This is a genomic window from Microcella flavibacter (assembly GCF_012530535.1).
In the GTDB taxonomy this organism is placed as follows: domain Bacteria; phylum Actinomycetota; class Actinomycetes; order Actinomycetales; family Microbacteriaceae; genus Microcella; species Microcella flavibacter.
Genome location: NZ_CP051299.1, coordinates 1,177,236 through 1,196,810 on the forward strand (window position 1 = coordinate 1,177,236; position 19,575 = coordinate 1,196,810).

21 protein-coding genes are annotated in these 19,575 nt (G+C 73.9%); 9 read left to right on the top strand and 12 right to left on the bottom strand.

The annotated features are described in order from the left end of the window. Window positions 1-3: 3 nt before the first annotated feature. Both HGB54_RS05570 and HGB54_RS05575 read right to left on the bottom strand, forming a co-directional pair. Window positions 4-867 (bottom strand): DUF429 domain-containing protein, encoded by an 864-nt coding sequence (locus tag HGB54_RS05570; RefSeq protein WP_168915562.1) that lies wholly within the window; start codon window positions 865-867, stop codon window positions 4-6. Then, window positions 864-1,829 (bottom strand): carbohydrate kinase family protein, encoded by a 966-nt coding sequence (locus HGB54_RS05575; protein WP_168915563.1) that lies wholly within the window; start codon window positions 1,827-1,829, stop codon window positions 864-866. The genes HGB54_RS05570 and HGB54_RS05575 overlap by 4 nt, the downstream gene beginning before the upstream one ends. 142 nt (window positions 1,830-1,971) lie before the next feature. On the opposite strand from HGB54_RS05575, the gene HGB54_RS05580 reads away from it, so the two are divergent. From HGB54_RS05580 to HGB54_RS05590, 3 genes are all read left to right on the top strand, one after another. Continuing rightward, window positions 1,972-2,742 (top strand): DarT ssDNA thymidine ADP-ribosyltransferase family protein, encoded by a 771-nt coding sequence (locus HGB54_RS05580; RefSeq protein ID WP_168915564.1) that lies wholly within the window; start codon window positions 1,972-1,974, stop codon window positions 2,740-2,742. A 228-nt stretch (window positions 2,743-2,970) separates the two neighbouring features. Continuing rightward, window positions 2,971-3,735 (top strand): hypothetical protein, encoded by a 765-nt coding sequence (locus HGB54_RS05585; RefSeq protein ID WP_168915565.1) that lies wholly within the window; start codon window positions 2,971-2,973, stop codon window positions 3,733-3,735. 76 nt (window positions 3,736-3,811) lie between these two features. Then, window positions 3,812-3,982, top strand: coding sequence for a hypothetical protein (locus HGB54_RS05590; protein WP_168915566.1), 171 nt, complete (start codon window positions 3,812-3,814; stop codon window positions 3,980-3,982). Window positions 3,983-4,016: 34 nt separating this feature from the next. On the opposite strand, the gene HGB54_RS05595 is transcribed toward HGB54_RS05590, so the two are convergent. Continuing rightward, window positions 4,017-4,352 carry a DUF3024 domain-containing protein gene (locus HGB54_RS05595; protein WP_168915567.1) on the bottom strand — a complete coding sequence of 112 codons (336 nt, stop codon included), beginning with the start codon at window positions 4,350-4,352 and terminating at the stop codon, window positions 4,017-4,019. A 149-nt stretch (window positions 4,353-4,501) separates the two neighbouring features. Here HGB54_RS05595 and HGB54_RS05600 point away from each other — a divergent pair, with 149 nt between their 5' ends. After that, the gene (locus HGB54_RS05600; RefSeq protein WP_168915568.1) at window positions 4,502-8,050 is read left to right on the top strand and encodes a TM0106 family RecB-like putative nuclease; all 3,549 of its coding nucleotides are present in this window, start codon (window positions 4,502-4,504) and stop codon (window positions 8,048-8,050) included. A gap of 74 nt (window positions 8,051-8,124) precedes the next feature. Here HGB54_RS05600 and HGB54_RS05605 read toward each other — a convergent pair whose 3' ends face one another. From HGB54_RS05605 to HGB54_RS05620, 4 genes are all read right to left on the bottom strand, one after another. Further along, window positions 8,125-8,967, bottom strand: coding sequence for a PKD domain-containing protein (locus tag HGB54_RS05605; RefSeq protein WP_168915569.1), 843 nt, complete (start codon window positions 8,965-8,967; stop codon window positions 8,125-8,127). Between the two features lie 17 nt (window positions 8,968-8,984). Next, complete coding sequence (locus HGB54_RS05610; protein ID WP_168915570.1) at window positions 8,985-9,572, bottom strand: hypothetical protein; 588 nt, start codon at window positions 9,570-9,572, stop codon at window positions 8,985-8,987. A gap of 71 nt (window positions 9,573-9,643) precedes the next feature. Continuing rightward, complete coding sequence (locus HGB54_RS05615) at window positions 9,644-10,105, bottom strand: SRPBCC family protein (protein ID WP_168915571.1); 462 nt, start codon at window positions 10,103-10,105, stop codon at window positions 9,644-9,646. Beyond that, window positions 10,105-11,589 (bottom strand): phytoene desaturase family protein, encoded by a 1,485-nt coding sequence (locus HGB54_RS05620; protein ID WP_168915572.1) that lies wholly within the window; start codon window positions 11,587-11,589, stop codon window positions 10,105-10,107. The genes HGB54_RS05615 and HGB54_RS05620 overlap by 1 nt, the downstream gene beginning before the upstream one ends. A 111-nt stretch (window positions 11,590-11,700) precedes the next feature. On the opposite strand from HGB54_RS05620, the gene HGB54_RS05625 reads away from it, so the two are divergent. Then, complete coding sequence (locus HGB54_RS05625) at window positions 11,701-12,129, top strand: hypothetical protein (protein ID WP_168915573.1); 429 nt, start codon at window positions 11,701-11,703, stop codon at window positions 12,127-12,129. 51 nt (window positions 12,130-12,180) lie between these two features. Further along, a complete protein-coding gene (locus HGB54_RS05630) occupies window positions 12,181-12,888 on the top strand; it encodes an alpha/beta hydrolase (RefSeq protein ID WP_168915574.1) in 708 nt (235 codons plus the stop codon). Here the strand turns inward: HGB54_RS05630 and HGB54_RS05635 are convergent. Further along, window positions 12,885-14,168 (bottom strand): DUF2510 domain-containing protein, encoded by a 1,284-nt coding sequence (locus HGB54_RS05635; protein ID WP_228546000.1) that lies wholly within the window; start codon window positions 14,166-14,168, stop codon window positions 12,885-12,887. The genes HGB54_RS05630 and HGB54_RS05635 overlap by 4 nt on opposite strands. 178 nt (window positions 14,169-14,346) lie before the next feature. Here HGB54_RS05635 and HGB54_RS05640 point away from each other — a divergent pair, with 178 nt between their 5' ends. After that, on the top strand, window positions 14,347-14,793 hold the full coding sequence (locus tag HGB54_RS05640) for a GNAT family N-acetyltransferase (protein WP_168915576.1): 447 nt from the start codon (window positions 14,347-14,349) through the stop codon (window positions 14,791-14,793). A gap of 109 nt (window positions 14,794-14,902) precedes the next feature. Here HGB54_RS05640 and HGB54_RS05645 read toward each other — a convergent pair whose 3' ends face one another. The 3 genes from HGB54_RS05645 to HGB54_RS05655 are packed head-to-tail and all read right to left on the bottom strand — an operon-like array spanning window position 14,903 to window position 15,643. After that, entirely contained in the window at window positions 14,903-15,154 is a 252-nt protein-coding gene (locus HGB54_RS05645) for a hypothetical protein (protein ID WP_168915577.1), read from the bottom strand. Between the two features lie 7 nt (window positions 15,155-15,161). Then, a complete protein-coding gene (locus HGB54_RS05650) occupies window positions 15,162-15,419 on the bottom strand; it encodes a hypothetical protein (RefSeq protein WP_168915578.1) in 258 nt (85 codons plus the stop codon). Further along, window positions 15,416-15,643: a hypothetical protein gene (locus HGB54_RS05655; protein WP_168915579.1), complete on the bottom strand. Its 228-nt coding sequence runs from the start codon at window positions 15,641-15,643 to the stop codon at window positions 15,416-15,418. The genes HGB54_RS05650 and HGB54_RS05655 overlap by 4 nt, the downstream gene beginning before the upstream one ends. Window positions 15,644-15,772: 129 nt before the next feature. Here HGB54_RS05655 and HGB54_RS05660 point away from each other — a divergent pair, with 129 nt between their 5' ends. Beyond that, the gene (locus tag HGB54_RS05660) at window positions 15,773-16,624 is read left to right on the top strand and encodes a CPBP family glutamic-type intramembrane protease (RefSeq protein ID WP_168915580.1); all 852 of its coding nucleotides are present in this window, start codon (window positions 15,773-15,775) and stop codon (window positions 16,622-16,624) included. Between the two features lie 27 nt (window positions 16,625-16,651). On the opposite strand, the gene HGB54_RS05665 is transcribed toward HGB54_RS05660, so the two are convergent. Then, window positions 16,652-16,870, bottom strand: coding sequence for a hypothetical protein (locus HGB54_RS05665; RefSeq protein ID WP_168915581.1), 219 nt, complete (start codon window positions 16,868-16,870; stop codon window positions 16,652-16,654). Window positions 16,871-16,995: 125 nt separating this feature from the next. Here HGB54_RS05665 and HGB54_RS05670 point away from each other — a divergent pair, with 125 nt between their 5' ends. Beyond that, window positions 16,996-19,554 carry a DEAD/DEAH box helicase gene (locus tag HGB54_RS05670; RefSeq protein WP_168915582.1) on the top strand — a complete coding sequence of 853 codons (2,559 nt, stop codon included), beginning with the start codon at window positions 16,996-16,998 and terminating at the stop codon, window positions 19,552-19,554. Window positions 19,555-19,575 lie beyond the last annotated feature (21 nt).

Here is a 19,575-nt window from a genome sequence, read left to right on the forward strand (position 1 = left end):
TAGCTAGCGGCGCTGCTCCGGCCGGGCGGGGGCGACGATCGTCGCCCGCCGGCCGAGCGCGTCGGTCTCGCCCGGCGTCGCCGAGCCCTCCGCACCGAGCACCTGCACGCGCGACCGCGCCGCCGGCGCCCGCACGTCGTCGAACCACAAGGCGGCCGTCCACGCGCAGAGCACCGCGTCGAGCAGGTCCTCCCGGTGCTTGTGCGGCCGGTCGAGCATCGGTGACGGCTCGGCGAGCAGCTGCGCCGTGCGCTCGTGCGAGTCGAGCCGCAGCGGCGGTCGGGCGTCGGCGAGCGCGCTCATGCGCCGCAGCAGCTCGTCCGCGGCGGCCGCGCGCCGGCGACGCGCCTCGTCGCGCGGGATGCCGGGGACGAGCCGCTTGTACCGCGGGCGCTCGACGTCGTAGCCGAGCTCGGGCGCTCCGACGAGGGTCGTGAAGGGGTAGCACTCGAAGGCCACCGTCGTGCCCGGCGGCGGCGGGGACGCGCCGTCGGTGTACCGGATGCCCCGCTCGCCGAGGCGCTCGAGCAGCAGCTCCCCGGCGCGCGCCGCCAGGGTGCGGCTGCTGGCGTTCGCGCCGACCTTCCAGCGCCCGTACCCGCGGCCGACGGCGCGCTCGGCCTGGCGCATCCCGGATTCGTTGACGACGATGAGCGGCGCGTCGATGGCGATGACGTCGCCGGGTCGCTCGTGCTCGGCGATCCAGTCCGCGACCGCGTCGACGCCGCGCGCCCAGTCGGCCGCCAGCACGACACCCTCATCGTCGAGGAGGCAGAGCCCGGTCTCGTTCGGCACGCGGGCGCGTCCGGTGACGGGATGCGCGCCGCCGAGGCCCCAGGCGAGGTCGACCCCGAGGAACCGCGTCACGCGGGGGCGTCCGGCGCCCGTCGCTCCAGCATCTCGAGCGACGTCGGCGGCTCGGCCCCCGGGCGCATGACGGTGATCTCGGCCGTGCGCTGCGCCCAGGCGCCGACGCGGCGCAGGGTCGCCTCGTCGAGCGCGCGCAGCGCGTCGCGGTGCTCGGCCCCGAGCATCCCGAGCGTGCCGAGGGCCGCGATGAGGCCGGCGGTCACCGCGTCGCCGCCCCCGACCGTGTCGGCGATCGGCACGGGGCGACCGCTCAGGCGCGCGCGGTGCTGCGCGGTCGCGATGACCATGCCCGCCTCGGCGAGCGTGACGACCACGATCGCGGTTCCGCCCTCGATCCAGCGATCGATGACGGCGTCGATCGGCTCGTCGGCGTTCAGCCAGGCGATGTCCTCGTCGCTCGCCTTGACGATGTCACTGCGGGCCGCGTGGCGGTCGACGCGGAGGCGCGCGGCATCGGGATCGCGGTCGACGCGGGCGCGGATGTTGGGGTCGAAGGTGACCGTCGCGGTGGAGGCGTACCGCTCGACGAGGGCGTCGACGGTCTCGGAGCCCGGCTGCAGCGCGGCGCCGAGCGAGCCGAAGTGCACGACGTCGGCGTCGCCGCGGGGCAGCGGCACCTCGCCGAGGTTCCAGGAGAGGTCGAAGGAGTAGTCCGCGGCGCCGTTCGTCGCGATGCGCGCCTCGGCGGTGGAGGTGCGGCCGGCCCGCGGGGCCGTGTAGACGTCGACGCCCTCGGCGACCAGGCGCTGCTCGATGGTGTCGGCGCGCTGGTCCGCACCGAGCTCGGTGATGAAGGCGACGTCGACGCCCTGCCGGGCCAGGCCGATCGCCGTGTTCATGGGGCTGCCGCCCGGCATCTCGCGCACGGTCTCGCCCTCGGCGCCCTCGGTGACGATCACGTCGATGAGCGATTCGCCGATGACGAGGGCACGGGTCGCGCGCCTGGATGTGCCGGTCATGAGCGACTCCTCGTCCTCGCAGTGCGCGTCTGAGCCGAGCATAAGCGAGCGCGCGCAGCAGAGCGCGTCACCGCGCGGGGACGAACGGGCGTACCGTAGACCTTTGGGCCTCTGGCCCGAAGACGACTTGAGGAGCAGCGACATGGACGAGTGCATTCACGGTTTCGAGCCCGGAATGTGCGCCTCCTGCTTCCCGCCGCCGGAGCCCGAGAAGGTGGTCGTCAAGCGGCCGTCGAAGCCGGCGAAGACCGTGCTGCGCACGCCGGCCCCCGGCACGGCGGCCGCCGCGAAGCCCGAGCCCCGCGCCTCCAACCTGCCTCAGCGCATCTTCCACGTGACGCACGTGAAGAACCTGCCGGCGATCCTCGAGGCGGGCGAGCTGCTGCCGAGCAGCGAGGCCGAGCCGGCCGTGCGCCTGAGCAGCCCGATCACGGGCGAGCTGCGCGAGACGGCCCGGGCCACCGACGCCGCGAGCGTGCTCGACTGCGTCGCCTTCTCGCTCAGCCCCAAGGCCACCTGGTGGTCGGAGGTGCAGGACGGCGCCGCCGGACCGACGTGGAGCGATCAGGCCCGCCAGGCGCTCGCGGTCGACTTCGTCGTGCTCGGCGTGCCGATCGCCTCCGTCGCCGACCGGCTCGTCGTCACCGACGGGGACGCCGCGGCGATGGTCACCGCCGTCGGTGCGACGCCCGTCGAGGCGAAGCGGATGCTCGCGCGCGCCGCGCTCGACGACGCCGTCATGCACGCCGCGGAGGCCCTCGTGCCCGGCACGGTGCCGCTCGACAGCGTCGCGCTCGTCGCGGTCGCCAACGACAAGCGCCGCGACGAGGTCAAGCGCATGCTGAGCGCCGCGGGCATCCCGGCCAAGGTGGCCGTGTACCCGCCCTGGTTCGTGCCGACGCCCCTCGACTGACGCGGCCGGGTTCCACGCCGGCTTCACCACCGCTCGCGCCCCCCGTCCGGGGGGTTGCGGCGGGCATCGTGCTGCCGCATCATGGCGACACGGAGCGCCCACCCCTCGCTCCGCGTACGACCCGGAACACCCGACCCTCCGCGCGCCGCCCCCGAACCCGGCGCGCGATCACCCGAACCGCACCCATGCCGGCGCGCCCCGCGACGGCATCCCGATGGGAGCACCGCCATGCCAGAGATCCTCAGCGCTTCCGTGCGCCGCCCGCAATCCCGCATCGACGCCGACCAGTCCTCCATCACCCGGCCCGACGATCTCGAGCGCCTGCTCGAGGACGACGGGCTCGCCGGGTGGATCACCGATGAGCTCATGCGGCCCGGCGCCGTGCTGTCGCCGACGGCCATCGACGACGCGCCCGCGGCCCCCGCCATCGGGCGCACGGCCATCACGACCATGATGCGCCACACCCTGCGCGACGCCCGGCCGCTCGTCGAGCGCTTCCTGCCCGCCGAGCTGCGCGCCGAGGCCGCCCTGGTGGGCGCCGGGTCGCCGCAGCACGCGCGCCTCGAGCAGGGGGCGCGCCTCCTCGCGCGCCTCATCGCCCACTACTGGTCGGCGGTGCGCGCCGTGTACCCCGCGGCGTGGGTCGACCGCGACGCCTTCATCCTGTTCTCGAGCGAGGGGCTGACGGCCTTCAGCCGCCTCGGCGCGGCCGTGGTCACCGCGCGCGTGCACCGGCACGAGATCATGCCCGACTACTTCGTGGCGGCCATGAGCGCGGTCGCCGAGCGGGTGCCGCTCGACCGCTCGGCCCGGCCCGCCCTCGCGCCGCACCCCGCCGCCGACCAGCTCCTCGCCGAGCTGCTCGCGGCGCTGCGCGGTGCGGACGCCGATGCCGAGGCCGCCCGGTTCCCGGTCAGCGCGCCCTGGGGCTCCACCGCCAGCCCGATGAGCGCGCCGTGGGGCTCGCTCGCGAGCCCGAGCAGCTCTTCCTGAGCGCGGCGCCGGTGGGGCATCCGAGCGCGCGCCTGCGGGCTGTCGGCCGCGGCGTTGCCCGTGCCATGCTTCGATCATGACCACCTACGACCCCAGCGGGCTCTTCGGCGTCGGCCTCATCGGCCTCCTGTTCTTCGCCGTGGCCTACATCGCCCTCGTCGCCCTCGGCTTCTGGCTGCTGTACACCGTCATCTGGCGCGCGGTGCGGCGCGGGATGCGCGAGTTCCACTACCCCAAGCAGGACTGAGCGGCACCGAGCGGTCCGCCGCCCCGCGCTCCGCTCAGCCCCAGAGCAGCGGATCGTCGAGCGCGTCGAGCCGGGCGAGCACTGCGCCGATCGACGCCGTCGGCGCGAAGGGCGCGTAGCGGTGGAACGCGCCGCGGTCGTCCCGCCAGAAGATGGTCCACGTGGCCGTGGTCGCCGTGTAGCGCAGGCGCACGAGCGTGCTGCGCGTCCACGCCCCGCCGGGGTCGTTCGAGGGCGACCGCACCTCGACGAGCGTGACGTGCCGGGGCTCGATCTCGCACTCGATGCGCCACTCGCCGCGGTGCGCCGCGGGCACCCGGTCGCGCGCCCACGCCCCGATCGTCAGCAGGTCGTCGTGGGGGATGGGCACCGGTCGATCCTGCCGCATCGGTTCCCGCGCACCCTGGGCCGCCGCCCGGCCCGCATCGTGCCGAGCGACCGGCCCGCCGCCGGTGTCGCCGGTCCGGCCTACAGTGGCAGCAGCCCGCCGGCCCGCCCGGCCCGACCGACAGGCATCCCGTGTTCCTCCTCACCGATGACGCCTCCCGACCGCTGCTCGTGGTCTCGGCGAGCGATCTGACCCGCGCGAGCGAGTGCGAGTTCGGCTTCAGCCGGTCGCTCGACGCGAAGCTCGGCCGCATCGCGCCGGTCGTCGACGAGCCCGACGCGATGCTCGCGCGCGCCGCCGAGCTCGGCACCCAGCACGAGGAGCGCGTGCTCGCCCGGTACCGCGAGGGCGGCCGCGTGCTCGAGATCGAGCGTCCTCCGCGCACCGATCGCGCGGGGCTCGCCCTGCGGGCCGATGAGACCGTCGCGGCCTTCGCCGAGCAGCCCGACACGGTGTTCCAGGCCACCTTCTTCGACGAGCGGCACGCGACCGTCGCGGCGGGCACCGATGACGAGCTCGCGATCGGGTTCCTCGGCTTCGCCGACTTCATCGTGCGTGAGGGGCGGCCGGCGGGCAGCGCCGCGGCATGGCGCGTGCAGGACACCAAGCTCTCCCGTCGCGCGAAGGTCACCGCCCTGCTGCAGCTCGCGGCGTACGCCCGGCAGCTGAGGCGGCTGGGGCTCCCCATCGCCGACGAGGTCGATCTCATCCTCGGCGACGGCCGCCTCAGCGTGCACCGGCTGGCCGACATCGCTCCCGTGCACCGTCACCGCGAGGCGCGGCTGCTCGCGCTCATCGAGCGACGGCGCCTCGCCGACGGGGCGACGCCGTGGCGGGATGCCGCGCTCGCGCACTGCGGCGACTGCGCGTGGTGCCGCGCCGAGATCACGGCCCACGACGACGTGTGGCAGGTCGCCGGGCTGCGCGGCGGGCAGTGGAGCCGGCTCGCGGCCGCCGGCATCGAGACGCTGCCCGACCTCGCCGACTCGTCCGGCCCCGTCGCCGGCATCGGTGCGGGCACGCTGGAGTCCCTCCGCGCCCAGGCCCGCCTGCAGCGCGCCGCCGTCGTGGGCACCGCGCCCCCGGTGGAGTGGATGCGGCCCGACGCCCTGCGCGCGCTGCCCGAGCCGAGCCCGGGCGACCTCTTCTTCGACTTCGAGGGCGATCCGCTCTACCGCGAGCCCTCCGCATCGGGCGATCGCTGGGGCCTCGACTACCTCTTCGGCCTCGTCGATGTCGACGACCGCTTCACGGCGTTCTGGGCCCACGATCTCGCTGAGGAGCGCCAGGCTCTGCGCGCCTTCCTCGACGATCTCGCGCGGCGTCGGCAGCAGCATCCCGACCTGCACGTCTACCACTACGCCCCCTACGAGCGCACGCACCTGCTGAGCCTCGCCGCCCGGCACGGCGAGGGGGAGGACGAGGTCGACCAGCTGCTGCGCGAGGGCGTGCTCGTCGACCTGTACCCGATCGTGCGCGGGGCGCTGCGGCTCGGCTCGTCGAGCTACTCGATCAAGAAGCTCGAGCCGCTGTACCTGCCCGAGGCGCGCGCGGGCGCGGCGGTGGCGGACGGCGCGGCGAGCGTCGACCAGTACGCGCAGGCGATCGCGGCGCGCGACCGCGGCGACGAGCTCGGCTTCGCCCGGCTGCTCGACGAGATCGCCGAGTACAACCGCATCGACTGCGTCTCGACGCGGGCGCTGCGCGACTGGCTGCGGGATGCCGCGCACGAGCACGGCGTGTCCACGGGCTCCGCGGCTCTCGACGGGCTCGAGCCGCCGCTGCCGCGCGAGCTCGAACCGAGCCCGCTGCGCGAGGAGCTGCTGCGACTCGCCGGCACGGCGGAGGACGGCGAGCGGTCGGCGGACGAACGGGCCTGGGCCTTCGCCGCGGCCGCGATCGACTACCACCGGCGCGAGCACAAGACCTTCTGGTGGGACCACTTCGCCCGCCTCGGCGCGCCCGTCGCCGATTTCGCCGATACCCGGGACGTGCTCGCGGTGACCTCCGGCGAGCAGCTCACGATGGTCTGGTACCGCGACACCCCGCGGCAGAGCCTGCGCCGTCACGTGCGGCTGCGCGGCAGCTGGGCCGCGGGCAGCAGACCGACCCTGTCCGGGCAGTCGGGCCCGTTCGCGCTCTACGACCTGCCCGGCCCCTTCGCTCAGCCGGGCGCCGATCCGCTCGCCCGCGCGACCCGATCGGTGCGCATCATCGCGATCCACGACGACGGCGTGACGATCGAGGAGACCCTGCCGAAGGGCGTCGACCCCTACGACGACATCCCGGTCGCCCTGACGCCGGGCCCGCCCCCGCCGCCCGGCCAGCAGAAGCCCGCGATCGAGGAGTGGGGGCAGCTGCTCGCCGAGTCGGCGCCGCACTGGCCCGAGGATCCGGTGGGGGATCTGCTCCGCCGCATCCCCCCGCGCACGCGCAGCGGCGCCCTCGCACCGGCGCCGTCCGACGAGCAGGGCGAGCCCGACCGGGTCTCGGCCGTCGTCGCGAGCCTGCTCGACCTCGACCGCTCGTACCTCGCCGTGCAGGGTCCGCCCGGCACGGGCAAGACCTACCTCGGCTCGCGCGTCATCGCCCGGCTCGTCGCCGAGCACGGCTGGCGCGTCGGCGTGGTCGCGCAGGGGCACAGCACCGTCGAGCACGTGCTCACCGCGGTGGTGGATGCGGGGCTCCCACCCGCGCTCGTGGGCAAGTGCCCCCGCGAGGGCGAGGCCGACGAGCCGCGCGCGTACACGGTCGTCCCGCGCGGCACCCTCGGCAGCTGGATCGGCGCGCAGCCCGGCGGCTACGTGATCGGCGGCACCGCCTGGGATCTCGCCGACCCGAAGCGCGTGGGCCGGCGCAGCCTCGATCTGCTCGTCGTCGACGAGGCCGGCCAGTTCTCCCTGGCCGCGACGATCGCCTCGGCGATGTCGGCGCAGTCGCTGCTGCTGCTCGGCGACCCGCAGCAGCTGCCGCAGGTCAGTCAGGGCACCCACCCCGAGCCGGTCGACGGCTCGGCCCTGGGGTTCCTCAGCGAGGGGCACGACGTGCTGCCGCCCGAGCTCGGCTACTTCCTCGCCGAGTCGCGGCGCATGCACCCGGCGCTCACCTCGGTCGTGAGCGAGCTGTCGTACGAGGGCGCGCTGCGCGCCCATCCGAGCGCGGCGCAGCGGTCGCTCGACGTGGTGACGCCGGGCGTGCACGCGGTGCCCGTGGTGCACCACGGCAACGCGGTCGACTCGCCGGAGGAGGCCGAGCAGGTGGTCGCGCTGGTGCGCGGCCTGCTCGGGTCGGCGTGGCGGTCGTCGGCGGGGGCGGTACCGGATGCCCTGCGCGACTCCGACGTCATCGTGGTCACCCCCTTCAACGCGCAGCAGCTGCTCGTTCGCGAGCACCTCGACGCGGCCGGGTTCCCCGGCACCCGCGTCGGTACGGTGGACAAGTTCCAGGGGCAGGAGGCGGTCGTGGCGATCGTGAGCCTGTGCGCCTCGAGCGCCGCGGAGGTGTCCCGTGGCATGGATTTTTTGCTGAACCGCAATCGGCTGAACGTCGCGATCTCGCGCGCCCAGTGGGCGGCCTTCGTCGTGCATTCGCCGGCGCTGGTCGACTACCTGCCCCGCTCGGCCGAGGGCGTCGCCGAGCTGAGCGCGTTCCTGCGGATCGTGGAGCCCGAGCCGAGCTGAGCTGAGCGGCGTCGAGCGTCGCTCTGACGGCTCCGGAGCGGGTCGTGCAGCGCTCGGCCGTGTCGCGCTCGCGCTCAGCAGCCGGGGCCGCTGGGCGCCTGCCGGCAGTCCCCGCTGACGAGCACGGTCGTGGCGGAGCCCACGACGACGGTTATCGGCGGGGCGGGGAGGGTGAGGATGCCGGCGACGGGGATCCACCCGCTGCCGCCGACGCGGTACTCGGCGGCGTACTCGACCGTGAGGGTGAGCGTGTAGGTGCCGCGCTCGCTGTAGACGTGACTGGTGGGGGTCGGGTCGAACTCGCGCAGCCCGAGCACCTGCCAGGGTGCTCCGGGGGTGCCGGTGCGGGCGGTGGCGCCGTCGCCGTAGTCCCACCGGTAGGCGTACGGCGTGAAGCGCACTTCGGCGGACTGGCCGAGCAGGGTGCCGGCGACGACGTGCTGACCGATCTGCGCGTGGGGGTTGAACGGCAGGCCGATGACGGCGAAACCGCCGGGCTCGGAGGCGAGGGTCGCGGTCTGCGGGCGGAACGTGACGAGGTCGGCGATCGTGATGGCGGTCTGCCCGGGCGGGGGCTCCGCCGGGTCGGCGGGCGGCGTCCAGCCGCCGAGCAGTTCTTCGGCGCACCAGCGGCCGAAGCAGCTGACCGGCGGCGGGAGCGGGGGACCGGTCTCGACGACGGGGGCCGGGGCGGCGGCGCTGCCGGAGCCGCCCGAGCCACTGGGTGAGTCTGCACGTGGCGCGGAAGGATTTGTACCGCCGGTCCCAGGTCTCGTCTGCGATCCTCCGATCGAAACCGCCGAACCATCGGTGCTTACCGTCGGCGCAGGGCAGGTGCCCGCGTTTACTTGGGCTTCAGTACAGCCCGCAAAACCTGCAGCAGATGCGGGCAGGGACGTTGAGAAAAGTAGCGCCAAAGCAACTGCGGCAATTCCTACTCGACGGCGCATTGGTCACCCTCTGCCCAGAAATCCTTGCGGTTGATGAGGGGACTCTGTGCGGTACCGAAATTGACGATTACCTCGAATGTTCCGAGGAACGCAGGCGGTTGTTCGGTTGTAGGAAGGCCGTCACTCCCAAGCCGGGTTGTTCCGTCGTTTGTCACACAGACATAGAGCTGGACATCGGCTCCACCTTCCGCCGTGGGTGACACCTGTTGCAGGAGGAATCCGGTGATGCTGGTCCCGCCCTTGAACGAGATGCCCTGCTCCGCGATGTCGGCGAATCCTGCGGCTTCAGCTTCGAACAGCTCTGGCGACAGGAAACGTGCGACGCGGTCCGGGTCCGAGCCTCCATCTGCAAGAACTTGGTTGGAGACGGCGAGGTACTCCTCGTACACCGCCGTCGCGGCCTCGAGCGCCTCCTCCTCGGTCGCGAACAACGGCGGGGCGCTCGGCGCGGGGTCGGCGTCGGGGATCTCGGGGGTGCCGGAGCATCCGACCAGGGCGACGAGGAGCGCGGCGGCGGGGGCCAGAGCGAGCGACGTGAGCCGGCGGGGCCGGCGGGCGCGAAGCGTGGGCATGCGCGAGAGGGTAGAGCGAGCATCCATCATCGGGGCGGACGCTCTCCACACGGCCTGCCGAGCCTGGCAGCTCAGTCGGCGTGGGTGCCGCCGCGGCCCTCCGCCATGAAGGCGAGGCGCCGCATCGTCTCGTGATTGCGCACGCGCAGCACCGGGTCGGCGACGAGGTCGGGCACGAGGGTGCCGGGGCCGGCCTCGGCCCACTCGGTCATGCGCACGACGCAGCCTCCGCCGCGCGCGGCCGAGCGCTCGCGCACCTCGAAGATGACCATCGCCTCGCCGAGCGGCCAGCCGGCGGGCTTCATGACGGCCCGCCGCGGCGGATCCCACTCGAGCATCGTCGTGGTGTCGTCGATCACGAGGGGCCACATGCCGAAGGAGTGGTGCAGTCGTCCGCCGACCTCGGGCCATCCGGCCTCGACGGCGCGCATGCGGGATGCCCCCACCACCCAGGTCGGGAACATCCAGCCGTCGGCCAGCACGTCGAAGACGTCCTCGGGGCGGCAGTTCATCGCCATCACGTTCACCGACATCAGCGCCCGACTCCCAGGTACGGCAGGCGGTGGATGCCGAAGTCGTGGCGCAGCGCGCTGCGGGCCGCGTAGGCGCCCGCGAGCCCGTGCACCCCGGGCCCCGGCGGCGTCGCGGAGGAGCAGAGGTAGAGCCCGTCGACCGGCGTGCGCCACGGGTCGCGCGAGAGCACGGGACGCGCGGCGAGCTGCACGAGCGTCGGCTCGCCGACGGCGATGTCGCCGCCGAGGTAGTTGGGGTTGCCGTGCTCCATCTGCGCGGCAGAGGAGGCCGCGGAGGCCAGGATCACGTCGCGGAACCCGGGGGCGAAGCGCTCGATCTGGCGCGTGACGGCCTCGGTGGGATCGAGGGTCGAGCCCGCGGGCACGTGCGTGTACGCCCAGAGAGAGTGCTTGCCGGCCGGAGCCCGGGTCTCGTCGAGCACGGTCGGTTGAGCCACGAGCACGTAGGGCGAGGTCGCGTGGCGCCCGGCGGCGACCTCGAGCTCGCCGTAGGCGATCTCCTCGCGCGACCCGCCGAGGTGCAGCGTCGGCACCGACCGCAGCTCGGCCGCCGCCCACGGCACGGGGCCGTCGAGCGCGAAGTCGACCTTGGCGACGCCGTTGCCGTAGCGGTAGCCCTCGAGCCGTCGGCGGTAGGCGTCGGGCAGCGCGTCGCCCGCGATGTCGATGAGCGCCTCCGGCGAGGTGTCGAGCAGTACGACCTGCGAGCGCGGCAGCTCGGCGAGCGCGTCGACCTGCACGCCCGTGACGATGCGGCCTCCGTGCGCGCGCAGATCGTCGGCGAGGGCATCCGCGATCGCCTGCGAACCGCCCACCGGGATCGGCCAGCCGGCCGCGTGGGCCGCCGTGCCGAGCGAGAGCGCGACGCCCGCGGTGCCGAGCGAGGGCATCGGCTGGATGGAGTGCGCCGCCACGCCCGTGAGCAGGGCGGGGGCCGCCTCCTCGCGGAACCGCGCTCCCCAGAACGGGGTGCCCTGCTCGAGGGCGCGCAGGCCGAAATTGACCGCCGTGCGCAGGTGCGGCGGCAGCTGCAGCAGGGTCGACCCGGTGAACTGGGCGACCTCCTGCGAGCGTGCCACGAGCGGGGCGAAGAGCCGCCGCCACGCAGGGCCGTCGACGCCGAGGGCGTCGGCCGTGCGGTCGAGGTCGCGCCAGGCCACGCCCGCCCGTCCGCCGTCGAGCGGATGCCCGTACGAGGCCTCGGGAACCCGCAGCTCGATGCGGCGATCGAGTTCGAACCGGCGGAAGAATCCCGAGGCGAGGGCGAGGGGATGCACGGCCGAGCCCACGTCGTGCACGAAGCCCGGCAGCGTCAGCTCGGCGCTGCGGGCGCCGCCGCCGATCGTCGCCGAGCGCTCGACCACGAGCACGTCGAGGCCCGCGCGGGCGAGGGTGACGGCCGCGGCGAGGCCGTTGGGGCCGGCGCCGACGATTATCGCGTCGGCGGCGCCGAGGTCGGATGTGCTCGAGGTGCGCTCCGTCATGCCCACGACCCTACGCATCACGGCCCCTCCCCGTGCAGGGATCGTTCACCGGATTCCCCGGTTCGGGCGGGGCGCTCCCGTCCGTCCGCGCGCCGGCGCAGGATGCCCGGCATGAGAACGCCCATCGGACGCCACCGCCCTCCCGCCCATGACGACGAGCCGCTGCGCACGGACGCGCAGGTGCTCGACCGCGCCACCCGCCTGGTCGGAGCGGCCATCCGCCCTCAGCTGTGGCTCATGCTGCTCGACCCCCGGGGCCGGCAGCTGCCGCTGCTCGTGCCCGTCGAGGGCATCCCGGCGCATCCCGAGCTCGACGCCGTGGCGGGGATGGCCCGCATCATCGGGCAGCTCGCGCGTTCGGCGGGGGCCGCGAGCGTGGTGGCGGTGCTCGAGCGACCCGGTGGCGAGCATCCCGACCGCGGGGTGTGCGCGTGGGGCGCAGTGCTCGTCGATGCGGCCGCCGAGGCGGGGACACCGCTGCGGGCCCTGCTGCTCGCCCACGACGGGGGCGTGCGGCTGCTCGGCATCGACGACCTGTGAGCGCCGTGCGAGCGGCGGGCCGCCGCGGACGCGGTGCGCGAGACTGGGGCCGTGCCCCTGCTGTCCACCGCGCGCGAGCTCGTGCAGGACTACGCCTACGTCGTGGGCCGCCGGTGGCGCTCGATCCGGTGGGGGATGACGCCGCCGGGCCCCGAAGCCGACGCGCTGCGACGGCCGGTGCTGCTCATCCCCGGCGTGTTCGAGAGCTGGCACTATCTCGAGGCGCTCGGCGAGCACCTGCGCGCCCGCGGGCACGCCGTGCACCAGCCGGAGGAGCTGGGGCTCACGAGCCGGCCGATCCCCGAGACGGCGGCCCTCGTGCAGCGGTACCTCGATCGCCACGATCTGCGCGACGTGGTCATCGTGGGGCACTCGAAGGGAGGCCTCATCGGCAAGCTGCTGCTGCTCGAGGATCGGGATGCCCGGCTCGCGCGCCTCGTCGCCGTCAACGCGCCGTTCCCCGGCTCGCCGCTCGCCCGCTACGCCATCAGCGCCTGGCGCGAGTTCTCGCCGACCCGACCGGTGATCCGGAAGCTCGCCGCGGCGACGGATGTGCACGCGCGCATCGTGTCGATCTACAGCCGCTTCGACCAGTACGTGCCGGGCTCGAGCCGGCTGGAGGGGGCGACGAACATCGAGCTGCCCCTCGCCGGGCACTTCCGCGTGCTCGCGCACCCGCTCGTGCTCGACGAGGTCGCGCGCTGGGCCGAGGCCCCCGCGAATGCCGGGGGAGCGGGCGCGGTGCCCGCGGGCGGCTAGACCACCCGGTAGGAGAACGCGCCGGCGGGGTCGGTGATGGTCACCTCGACGAGCGCGGCGACGCCGAGGTCATCCCGCGCCTCGCACGTCATCACGGCGCCCTGCGCGAGCTCGATGCCGCTCGGGCACAGCACCGCGTAGGGCATCCCCTGCTGCGCGAGGGAGGCCTCGAGCGACGACTCGATGCCGACGATGGGCGAGACGGTGGTCAGGCTCGCCGCTCCGGCTCCCACTGCGACGCCCGCTCCGACGCCGACGAGCACGAGCGCGGCGATGTAGCCCACGAGCGGAGCGGCGGAGCGACGACCGCTGTCGCGGAGCGCCACGATCCGGGCGAGGAAGTATGCGACCGGCCCGAGGAAGATGGCCCAGAGCACCGAGGGGCGACGATCGTGTCCGAGGGTGCGCAGCCGTCTCCGATCCAGAGCGGCGAACAGGATGGTCCACACCAGCGTTCCGGCGCCGATGCCGGCGACGGTGATCAGCACCGCGCTCGTCATGAGCAGCACACTCGGATCAGGCAGGACGACGAGAGCCACCACCGCTGCGAGTGCCGCACCGATGACGATCGGCATGAGGGCGAGCCCCCACGCCCCGACCGTGCCGGTGGGGAGGCTGCCGCGGATCATGTAGGGCGGCGCCGCCGCGGAGGAGGGGTACGTGCGCGCCATCGGCTCATAGTCGGCGGAGGCGACGTCGAGGGCGGACCCGGGCGCCGCGAGCTGGGGCAGCACGGGCCATCCGGGCTGCAGCGACTCAGCCGGCGCCGCGGTACCGGGCACGGGCGGCGCAGCGTCGGCGAGTTGCGCGGCGGTAACTGCGGCGGGCTGATCGGCGCTGGGGAGCGAGGGTCCACTGAGGGGGCCGCCCTCGACCTTCGGTGCGGCGGAGGCGGCGACCGGCGCCCAGCCCGCGGCGCCATCGAAGGGGTCGGGAGTGACCGCGGACTCGTCGGCGTCGGAGGGGGGGACGGCGAACGGGGCGGAGACGACCAGCGGGGGCGAAGAGGAGTCGGACCCTCTGCTCTCGTCGAGCGCCCGCCGCTCGCGCCGACTGAGAGGTGCGGACGGCTCGGAAGGTGCCGCCGCGGACTCGAAGTGCTCCGCTGCGAGCACGGGCGCGGTGCTGTCGACGCTCTCGACGTCATCGAGGACCGGCCGCGCCTGATCGATGAGCACGCTGTGCTCCGTCCACGCCGATCCGTCCCACCAGCGAGCGATGCCCGGGCGCGCGGCATCGGGGTACCACCCCGGCGCTGGCGATGCGGCGCGAGAGTCCATCACGGGTCCCCCCTCAATTCCGTGATTCGGGTTCACGGACACGACTTCGGCGAGTGTACGTCGGCTTCGGGCGGTGCGCACGCCCCGCGACAGGGGGGCATGCGGAGCCCGTGCTCGTCCTACACTCGCCTCGAGCGGCGACCGGGCCGCGTCAGCCGACCGGAGGGACGACGAGCAGATGACCGAGCGCACGCCGAGCGATCCGCCTGGGCGCCAGGCCCGCCTGCTCGACCGGGTCGCGACCGCGGAGGAGTTCCACGCGCTGGCGGCGGCGGTCGGCTGGCTCGACCACTTCCACTGGCCCACGATCGAGGAGGCGCTGGCCGCGTCCGTGCGCGGGGTGGTCGCCCTCGACGCCGACGGCGCGGCGGTCGGCATGGCCCGGATGCTCGGCGATGGCCGGCAGTACCTCATGATCCACGACGTCATCGTGCACCCGGAGCACCAGGGCGCCGGCATCGCCGAGGCGCTCGTCGATCGGCTGCTGTCGCGGGCGTCGGAGCAGGCGGCGGCGCCGATCTGGGTGGGGCTGTTCGCGAGCCCGGAGGCCGAGCACGTCTACGAAGAGGCCGGCTTCGGATCCTCGGACATGCGCGGGATGTGGCGCGAGGTCGGACCGCGCTGAGCGGGGCCGCGCTGAACGGGACCGCGCTGAACGAGGTCGCGCTGAGCGGGGCAGCGCTGAGCGGGGCCGCGCGCCGGACCGGCGCGAGCCCCGCTCGTGGGGCGGGGGATCAGCCCGGCTCCTCCTGCGCGGGCGGTGCGCCCGCGTCGGTGCGCTCGTCGGCGGCGTGCGCGCGCTCGTCGGGCGACTCCTCGGCGTCGGCGTCGGGCTGGGCGTTGTCGCGCAGCTCGTCCTGATCCGGCGCCACGCGGCCCTCGTCGAGCACCTGCTCGCCCGCGACGGCGTCGGCCGTGGCGGGGTCGCGCTCGCTGATGTCGGCGGCGACGGGGTCGCCGTCGTGCGACTCGTGCGCAGCATCCATCACGGCGTCACCGGTCGGCGTTCCCGCCGCGGGGGTCCACGGCGTCCTCGCCCGGGCTGCGGTCGAGCAGCGGGGTGTCGTCGCTGAGCTCGGGCTCGGCGTCGATGCTCTCGGTGGGCGCCTCGTCGGCGGTCGCCTCGTCGCTCAGCCCGGTCGACTCGTCGCCGTAGCCGCCGGTCGCGTTGGTGCCGCCCAGCGCATCGGCCGAGACCTCGACGTGGTCGTCGTGCTCGCCGCCGTGGCCGTCGTGGTGCTCGGCGGTCATCGGGTGCCGCCGTCGTGGTCGTGCTCGGGCGCGTTGCCGGGGATGCCGCCGTCGCGCTGGCCCTCGTCGAAGCCGCCGTCCTGCTCCAGCTCCTCCGGGCGCGGCTGCTCGGTACCGGTGGGGTGCCCGCCGGTCTGGGTGTCGTCGCCGTGGCCCGCTCCGACGTCGCCGTCGGCTCCGGGGTTCTGGCCCATCGTGGTCTCATCCTGCTCGTGTGTGGTCATGGGGCAAGACAAGCGCACGCGGGCGCCCGCCGACAGGGGCTGGACAGCGCGCGCGCACGGGTCTATCGTGTGCGGCCGCTACCGCGGTGCGGGGCGGCGCGAGCGGGGCATCCAGGGCAGGATGGTCGCATGCCCGCCGCTGATCGCGCCCTCGATCCGACCGACGTCCCCGCACTGACCGCGGCGCGCCTGCTGCCCGCCGTCGGCGTGGCGCTCTCGGCCGTGCTGCTCTTCGGCCTCTACGACCAGCCGGTGCGGCCCAGCGGCTACGCGCTGCTCGTCGCGAGCCTGATCGCCGCGTTCGTCGTCGACCGGGGGCTGTTCCGCGACCTGCTGCTCATCGGCATCGGCATCACGATCGTCAGCCTCGTGAGCGTCGAGGCCGACATCAGCTACGGCAACATCCTCGTGCTCGGCACGGTGTTCACGCTCGCGGTGCTCGTGCCGTTCCTCATCGATCGGTTCGTGTACCGCCGCAGGGCCATCCGGTTCCCGTGGCGCAGCGGCCAGAAGTGGGCGCCGTGGGAGAAGTCGTACCTGTTCACCGTGCCGTTCCTCGGCTGGCTGATCCTGCCGTTCTACTTCATCACGAGCGAGGTCTACCTCAACTGGCCGGCCGTCGAGGCGCCCGACGAGATCGCGCGGCTGTTCGTGGGCGTCAACGCCGTGGGCACCTGGGACGAGCTGTTCTTCATCTGCACCTGCTACGCCCTGCTGCTGCGCCACTTCCGCCCGCTGGTGGCGAACATCCTGCAGGCGATCATCTTCGTGAGCTTCCTCTGGGAGCTCGGCTACCAGGCCTGGGGCCCCGCGCTCACGATCCCCTTCGCCCTGCTGCAGGGCTTCATCTTCACCCGCACCAAGAGCTTCACCTACGTGCTGATCGTGCACCTGCTGTTCGACCTCGTGGTGTTCCTCGTGATCGTGCACGCCCACAACCCGGGGCTCATCCCGATCTTCCTCGTGCCGTCGCCGAGCTGATCGGCGACGGCACGAGGGCGCAAGCGCTCAGGCGTCGCGGTCCTCGCCGACGCCCTCGATGCTGCGCCGCGCGTCGTCGAACTCCGGGTTCGCCGGGTCGGTCTCGGTCTCGGCATCGGTCTCCGCGACGCCGCTGACGCCCTCGCCGATGTCGAAGCGGCCGTCCTCGGGCGCCTGCTCCGGCTCGGTGACCGCGTCGGCGTCGTGCATGGTCTCGTTCTCGTGGGGTGCGTTCTTCTCGGTCATCGGGATGCTCCTCCTGGAACTCGCTCGACCGCGTGAGTGCGATCGACCCCAGTGAACCAAGGCCCGCTCCGAGCATCCAGGGGCTGGACACGGGCGCGGCCGGGGGATAGGGCAGACTCGAGCAGATGATCCCGCTGATGGAGCGCATGCCCGCACCGTACGAGGCCGGCGCGGCGTTCGACGCCATCGCCGGGTGGGCGGCCGAGGGCGGCAGGCCGCTGTACCCCGCGCAGGAGGAGGCGGTCTTCGAGCTCGTCGCCGGGGCGCACGTGGTGCTCGCGACGCCGACCGGCTCGGGCAAGAGCCTCGTCGCGGTCGCCGCGCACGCCGTCGCCCTCGCCGAGGGCCGCCGCAGCTACTACACGGCGCCGATCAAGGCCCTCGTGAGCGAGAAGTTCTTCCAGCTCGTCGAGGTCTTCGGCGCCGAGAACGTCGGCATGGTCACGGGCGACTCGGCGGTCAACGGGGATGCGCCGATCATCTGCTGCACGGCCGAGATCCTGGCGAACCTGGCGCTGCGCCACGGCGACGGGCTCGAGGTGGGCCTCGTCGTGATGGACGAGTTCCACTACTACGCCGACCCCGAGCGCGGGTGGGCCTGGCAGGTGCCGCTGCTGACGATGCCGAGCACGCAGTTCCTGCTGATGAGCGCCACGCTCGGCGACGTCTCGGCGATCGCCGAGGATCTGCACCGCCGCTCCGGCCGGCCGGTGAGCGAGGTCACGCACACCGAGCGCCCCATCCCGCTCACCTACGAGTACGTGCGCACGCCCGTGCACGAGACCGTGCAGAGGCTGCTCGACGAGCGGCAGGCGCCGGTCTACGTCGTGCACTTCAGTCAGGCCGCCGCCATGGAGCGCGCGCAGGCGCTGTCGAGCATCCGCATCGTCAGCCGTGAGCAGCGCGACGAGATCGCCGCCGCGATCGGCGACTTCCGCTTCACGACCGGTTTCGGCGCGACGCTCAGCCGGCTCGTGCGCGCGGGCATCGGCGTGCACCATGCCGGCATGCTGCCGAAGTACCGCCGCCTCGTCGAGGTGCTCGCCCAGCGCGGCCTGCTGCGGGTGATCTGCGGCACCGACACGCTCGGGGTCGGCATCAACGTGCCCATCCGCACGGTGCTCATCACGGCGCTGTCGAAGTACGACGGGGTGCGCACGCGGCAGCTCACGGCCCGCGAGTTCCACCAGGTCGCCGGCCGCGCGGGGCGCGCCGGCTACGACACCTCGGGGCTCGTCGTCGTGCAGGCGCCCGAGCACGAGATCGAGAACGCCCTCGCCACCACGAAGGCGGGGGACGACCCCAAGAAGAAGAAGAAGATCGTGCGCAAGGCGGCGCCCGCGGGCTTCGTCACGTGGAGCGAGACGAGCTTCGAGCGCCTCGTCGGCGGCGTGCCCGAGCCGCTCGAGAGCCGCATGCGCGTCTCGGCCGCCATGCTCATCAACATCATCGCCCGCGGCGGCGACGTCTTCGAGCACGCCCGCTCGCTGCTGACCGACAACCACGAGCCCGCCGCGCAGCGCCGCGACCTCGTGCGCCGGGCGCTCTCGATCGCCAAGACGCTCGTCGCGGCCGGGGTGCTCGTCATCGACCGCGACGTGCCGGCCGGGCATCCGCCCCGCATCGCCCTCACCGTCGACCTGCAGCCGAACTTCGCGCTCAACCAGCCGCTGTCGCCCTTCGCGCTCGCCATGATCGAGCTGCTCGACCCGGACGACGTCGAGGGCGCCTCGCGCGACGAGACCGGCGCGCACCGCGGCGGCATCGGCACCGGCCACTACGCGCTCGACGTCGTCAGCGTCATCGAGGCGACGCTCGACGACCCGCGGCCGGTGCTGAACCAGCAGGAGCACCGCGCCCGCGGCGAGGCGATCGGCGCGATGAAGGCCGAGGGCCTCGACTACGACCAGCGCATGGACGCGCTCGACGAGATCACCTACCCCCGGCCCCTCGCCGAGCTGCTCGAGCAGGCGTTCGAGACCTTCGCCTCCTCGCAGCCGTGGATCCGCGATGCGAGCCTGAGGCCCAAGTCGGTGGTGCGCGACATCTTCGAGCGGGCGATGACCTTCACCGAGTACGTCTCGCACTACGGCATCGCGCGCTCCGAGGGCCTGCTGCTGCGCTACCTCAGCGACGCCGACCGGGCCATCCGCCAGACAGTGCCCGACGAGGCCAAGACCGAGGAGCTGCGCGACCTCATCGCCTGGCTCTCGGAGCTCGTGCGCCAGGTCGACTCGAGCCTGCAGGACGAGTGGGAGCAGCTGTCGAACCCGACGACCGATCCCTCGGTGCCGGTGGTGCCGCCGCCTCCGCCCGACGTCACGACCAACCGCCGCGCCTTCGGGGTGCTCGTGCGCAACGAGCTGTTCCGCCGCGTGCAGCTCGCGGCGCTGCAGCGGGACGACGATCTCGTGGCCCTCGACCCCGATGCCGGCTGGCCCGAGGCCCTCGACGCCTACTACGACGAGCACGACGCGATCGGCACGGGCGGCGCGGCGCGCGCGGCGAGCATGGTGCAGATCGACGAGAGCCCGGTGGATGCTCCCGGCACGTGGGCGGTGCGGCAGGTCATCGAGGATCCCGCCGGCGATCGCGACTGGGGCATCGAGGCGGTCGTCGACCTCGAGGAGAGCGCCGAGCAGGGCGTCGCGGTCGTGCGGGTGGCGGGGCTGCGACGGCTGTAGGCGGGGTGCGCGCGGGAGCGC

Coding starts and splice junctions, on each gene's coding strand:
- HGB54_RS05575 (WP_168915563.1), bottom strand. CDS start 1,829: ATGACCGGCACATCCAGGCGCGCGACCCGTGCCCTCGTCATCGGCGAA.
- HGB54_RS05580 (WP_168915564.1), top strand. CDS start 1,972: ATGGACGAGTGCATTCACGGTTTCGAGCCCGGAATGTGCGCCTCCTGC.
- HGB54_RS05585 (WP_168915565.1), top strand. CDS start 2,971: ATGCCAGAGATCCTCAGCGCTTCCGTGCGCCGCCCGCAATCCCGCATC.
- HGB54_RS05590 (WP_168915566.1), top strand. CDS start 3,812: ATGACCACCTACGACCCCAGCGGGCTCTTCGGCGTCGGCCTCATCGGC.
- HGB54_RS05610 (WP_168915570.1), bottom strand. CDS start 9,572: ATGCCCACGCTTCGCGCCCGCCGGCCCCGCCGGCTCACGTCGCTCGCT.
- HGB54_RS05615 (WP_168915571.1), bottom strand. CDS start 10,105: ATGTCGGTGAACGTGATGGCGATGAACTGCCGCCCCGAGGACGTCTTC.
- HGB54_RS05620 (WP_168915572.1), bottom strand. CDS start 11,589: ATGACGGAGCGCACCTCGAGCACATCCGACCTCGGCGCCGCCGACGCG.
- HGB54_RS05625 (WP_168915573.1), top strand. CDS start 11,701: ATGAGAACGCCCATCGGACGCCACCGCCCTCCCGCCCATGACGACGAG.
- HGB54_RS05635 (WP_228546000.1), bottom strand. CDS start 14,168: ATGGACTCTCGCGCCGCATCGCCAGCGCCGGGGTGGTACCCCGATGCC.
- HGB54_RS05640 (WP_168915576.1), top strand. CDS start 14,347: ATGACCGAGCGCACGCCGAGCGATCCGCCTGGGCGCCAGGCCCGCCTG.
- HGB54_RS05645 (WP_168915577.1), bottom strand. CDS start 15,154: ATGGATGCTGCGCACGAGTCGCACGACGGCGACCCCGTCGCCGCCGAC.
- HGB54_RS05650 (WP_168915578.1), bottom strand. CDS start 15,419: ATGACCGCCGAGCACCACGACGGCCACGGCGGCGAGCACGACGACCAC.
- HGB54_RS05655 (WP_168915579.1), bottom strand. CDS start 15,643: ATGACCACACACGAGCAGGATGAGACCACGATGGGCCAGAACCCCGGA.
- HGB54_RS05660 (WP_168915580.1), top strand. CDS start 15,773: ATGCCCGCCGCTGATCGCGCCCTCGATCCGACCGACGTCCCCGCACTG.
- HGB54_RS05665 (WP_168915581.1), bottom strand. CDS start 16,870: ATGACCGAGAAGAACGCACCCCACGAGAACGAGACCATGCACGACGCC.
- HGB54_RS05670 (WP_168915582.1), top strand. CDS start 16,996: ATGATCCCGCTGATGGAGCGCATGCCCGCACCGTACGAGGCCGGCGCG.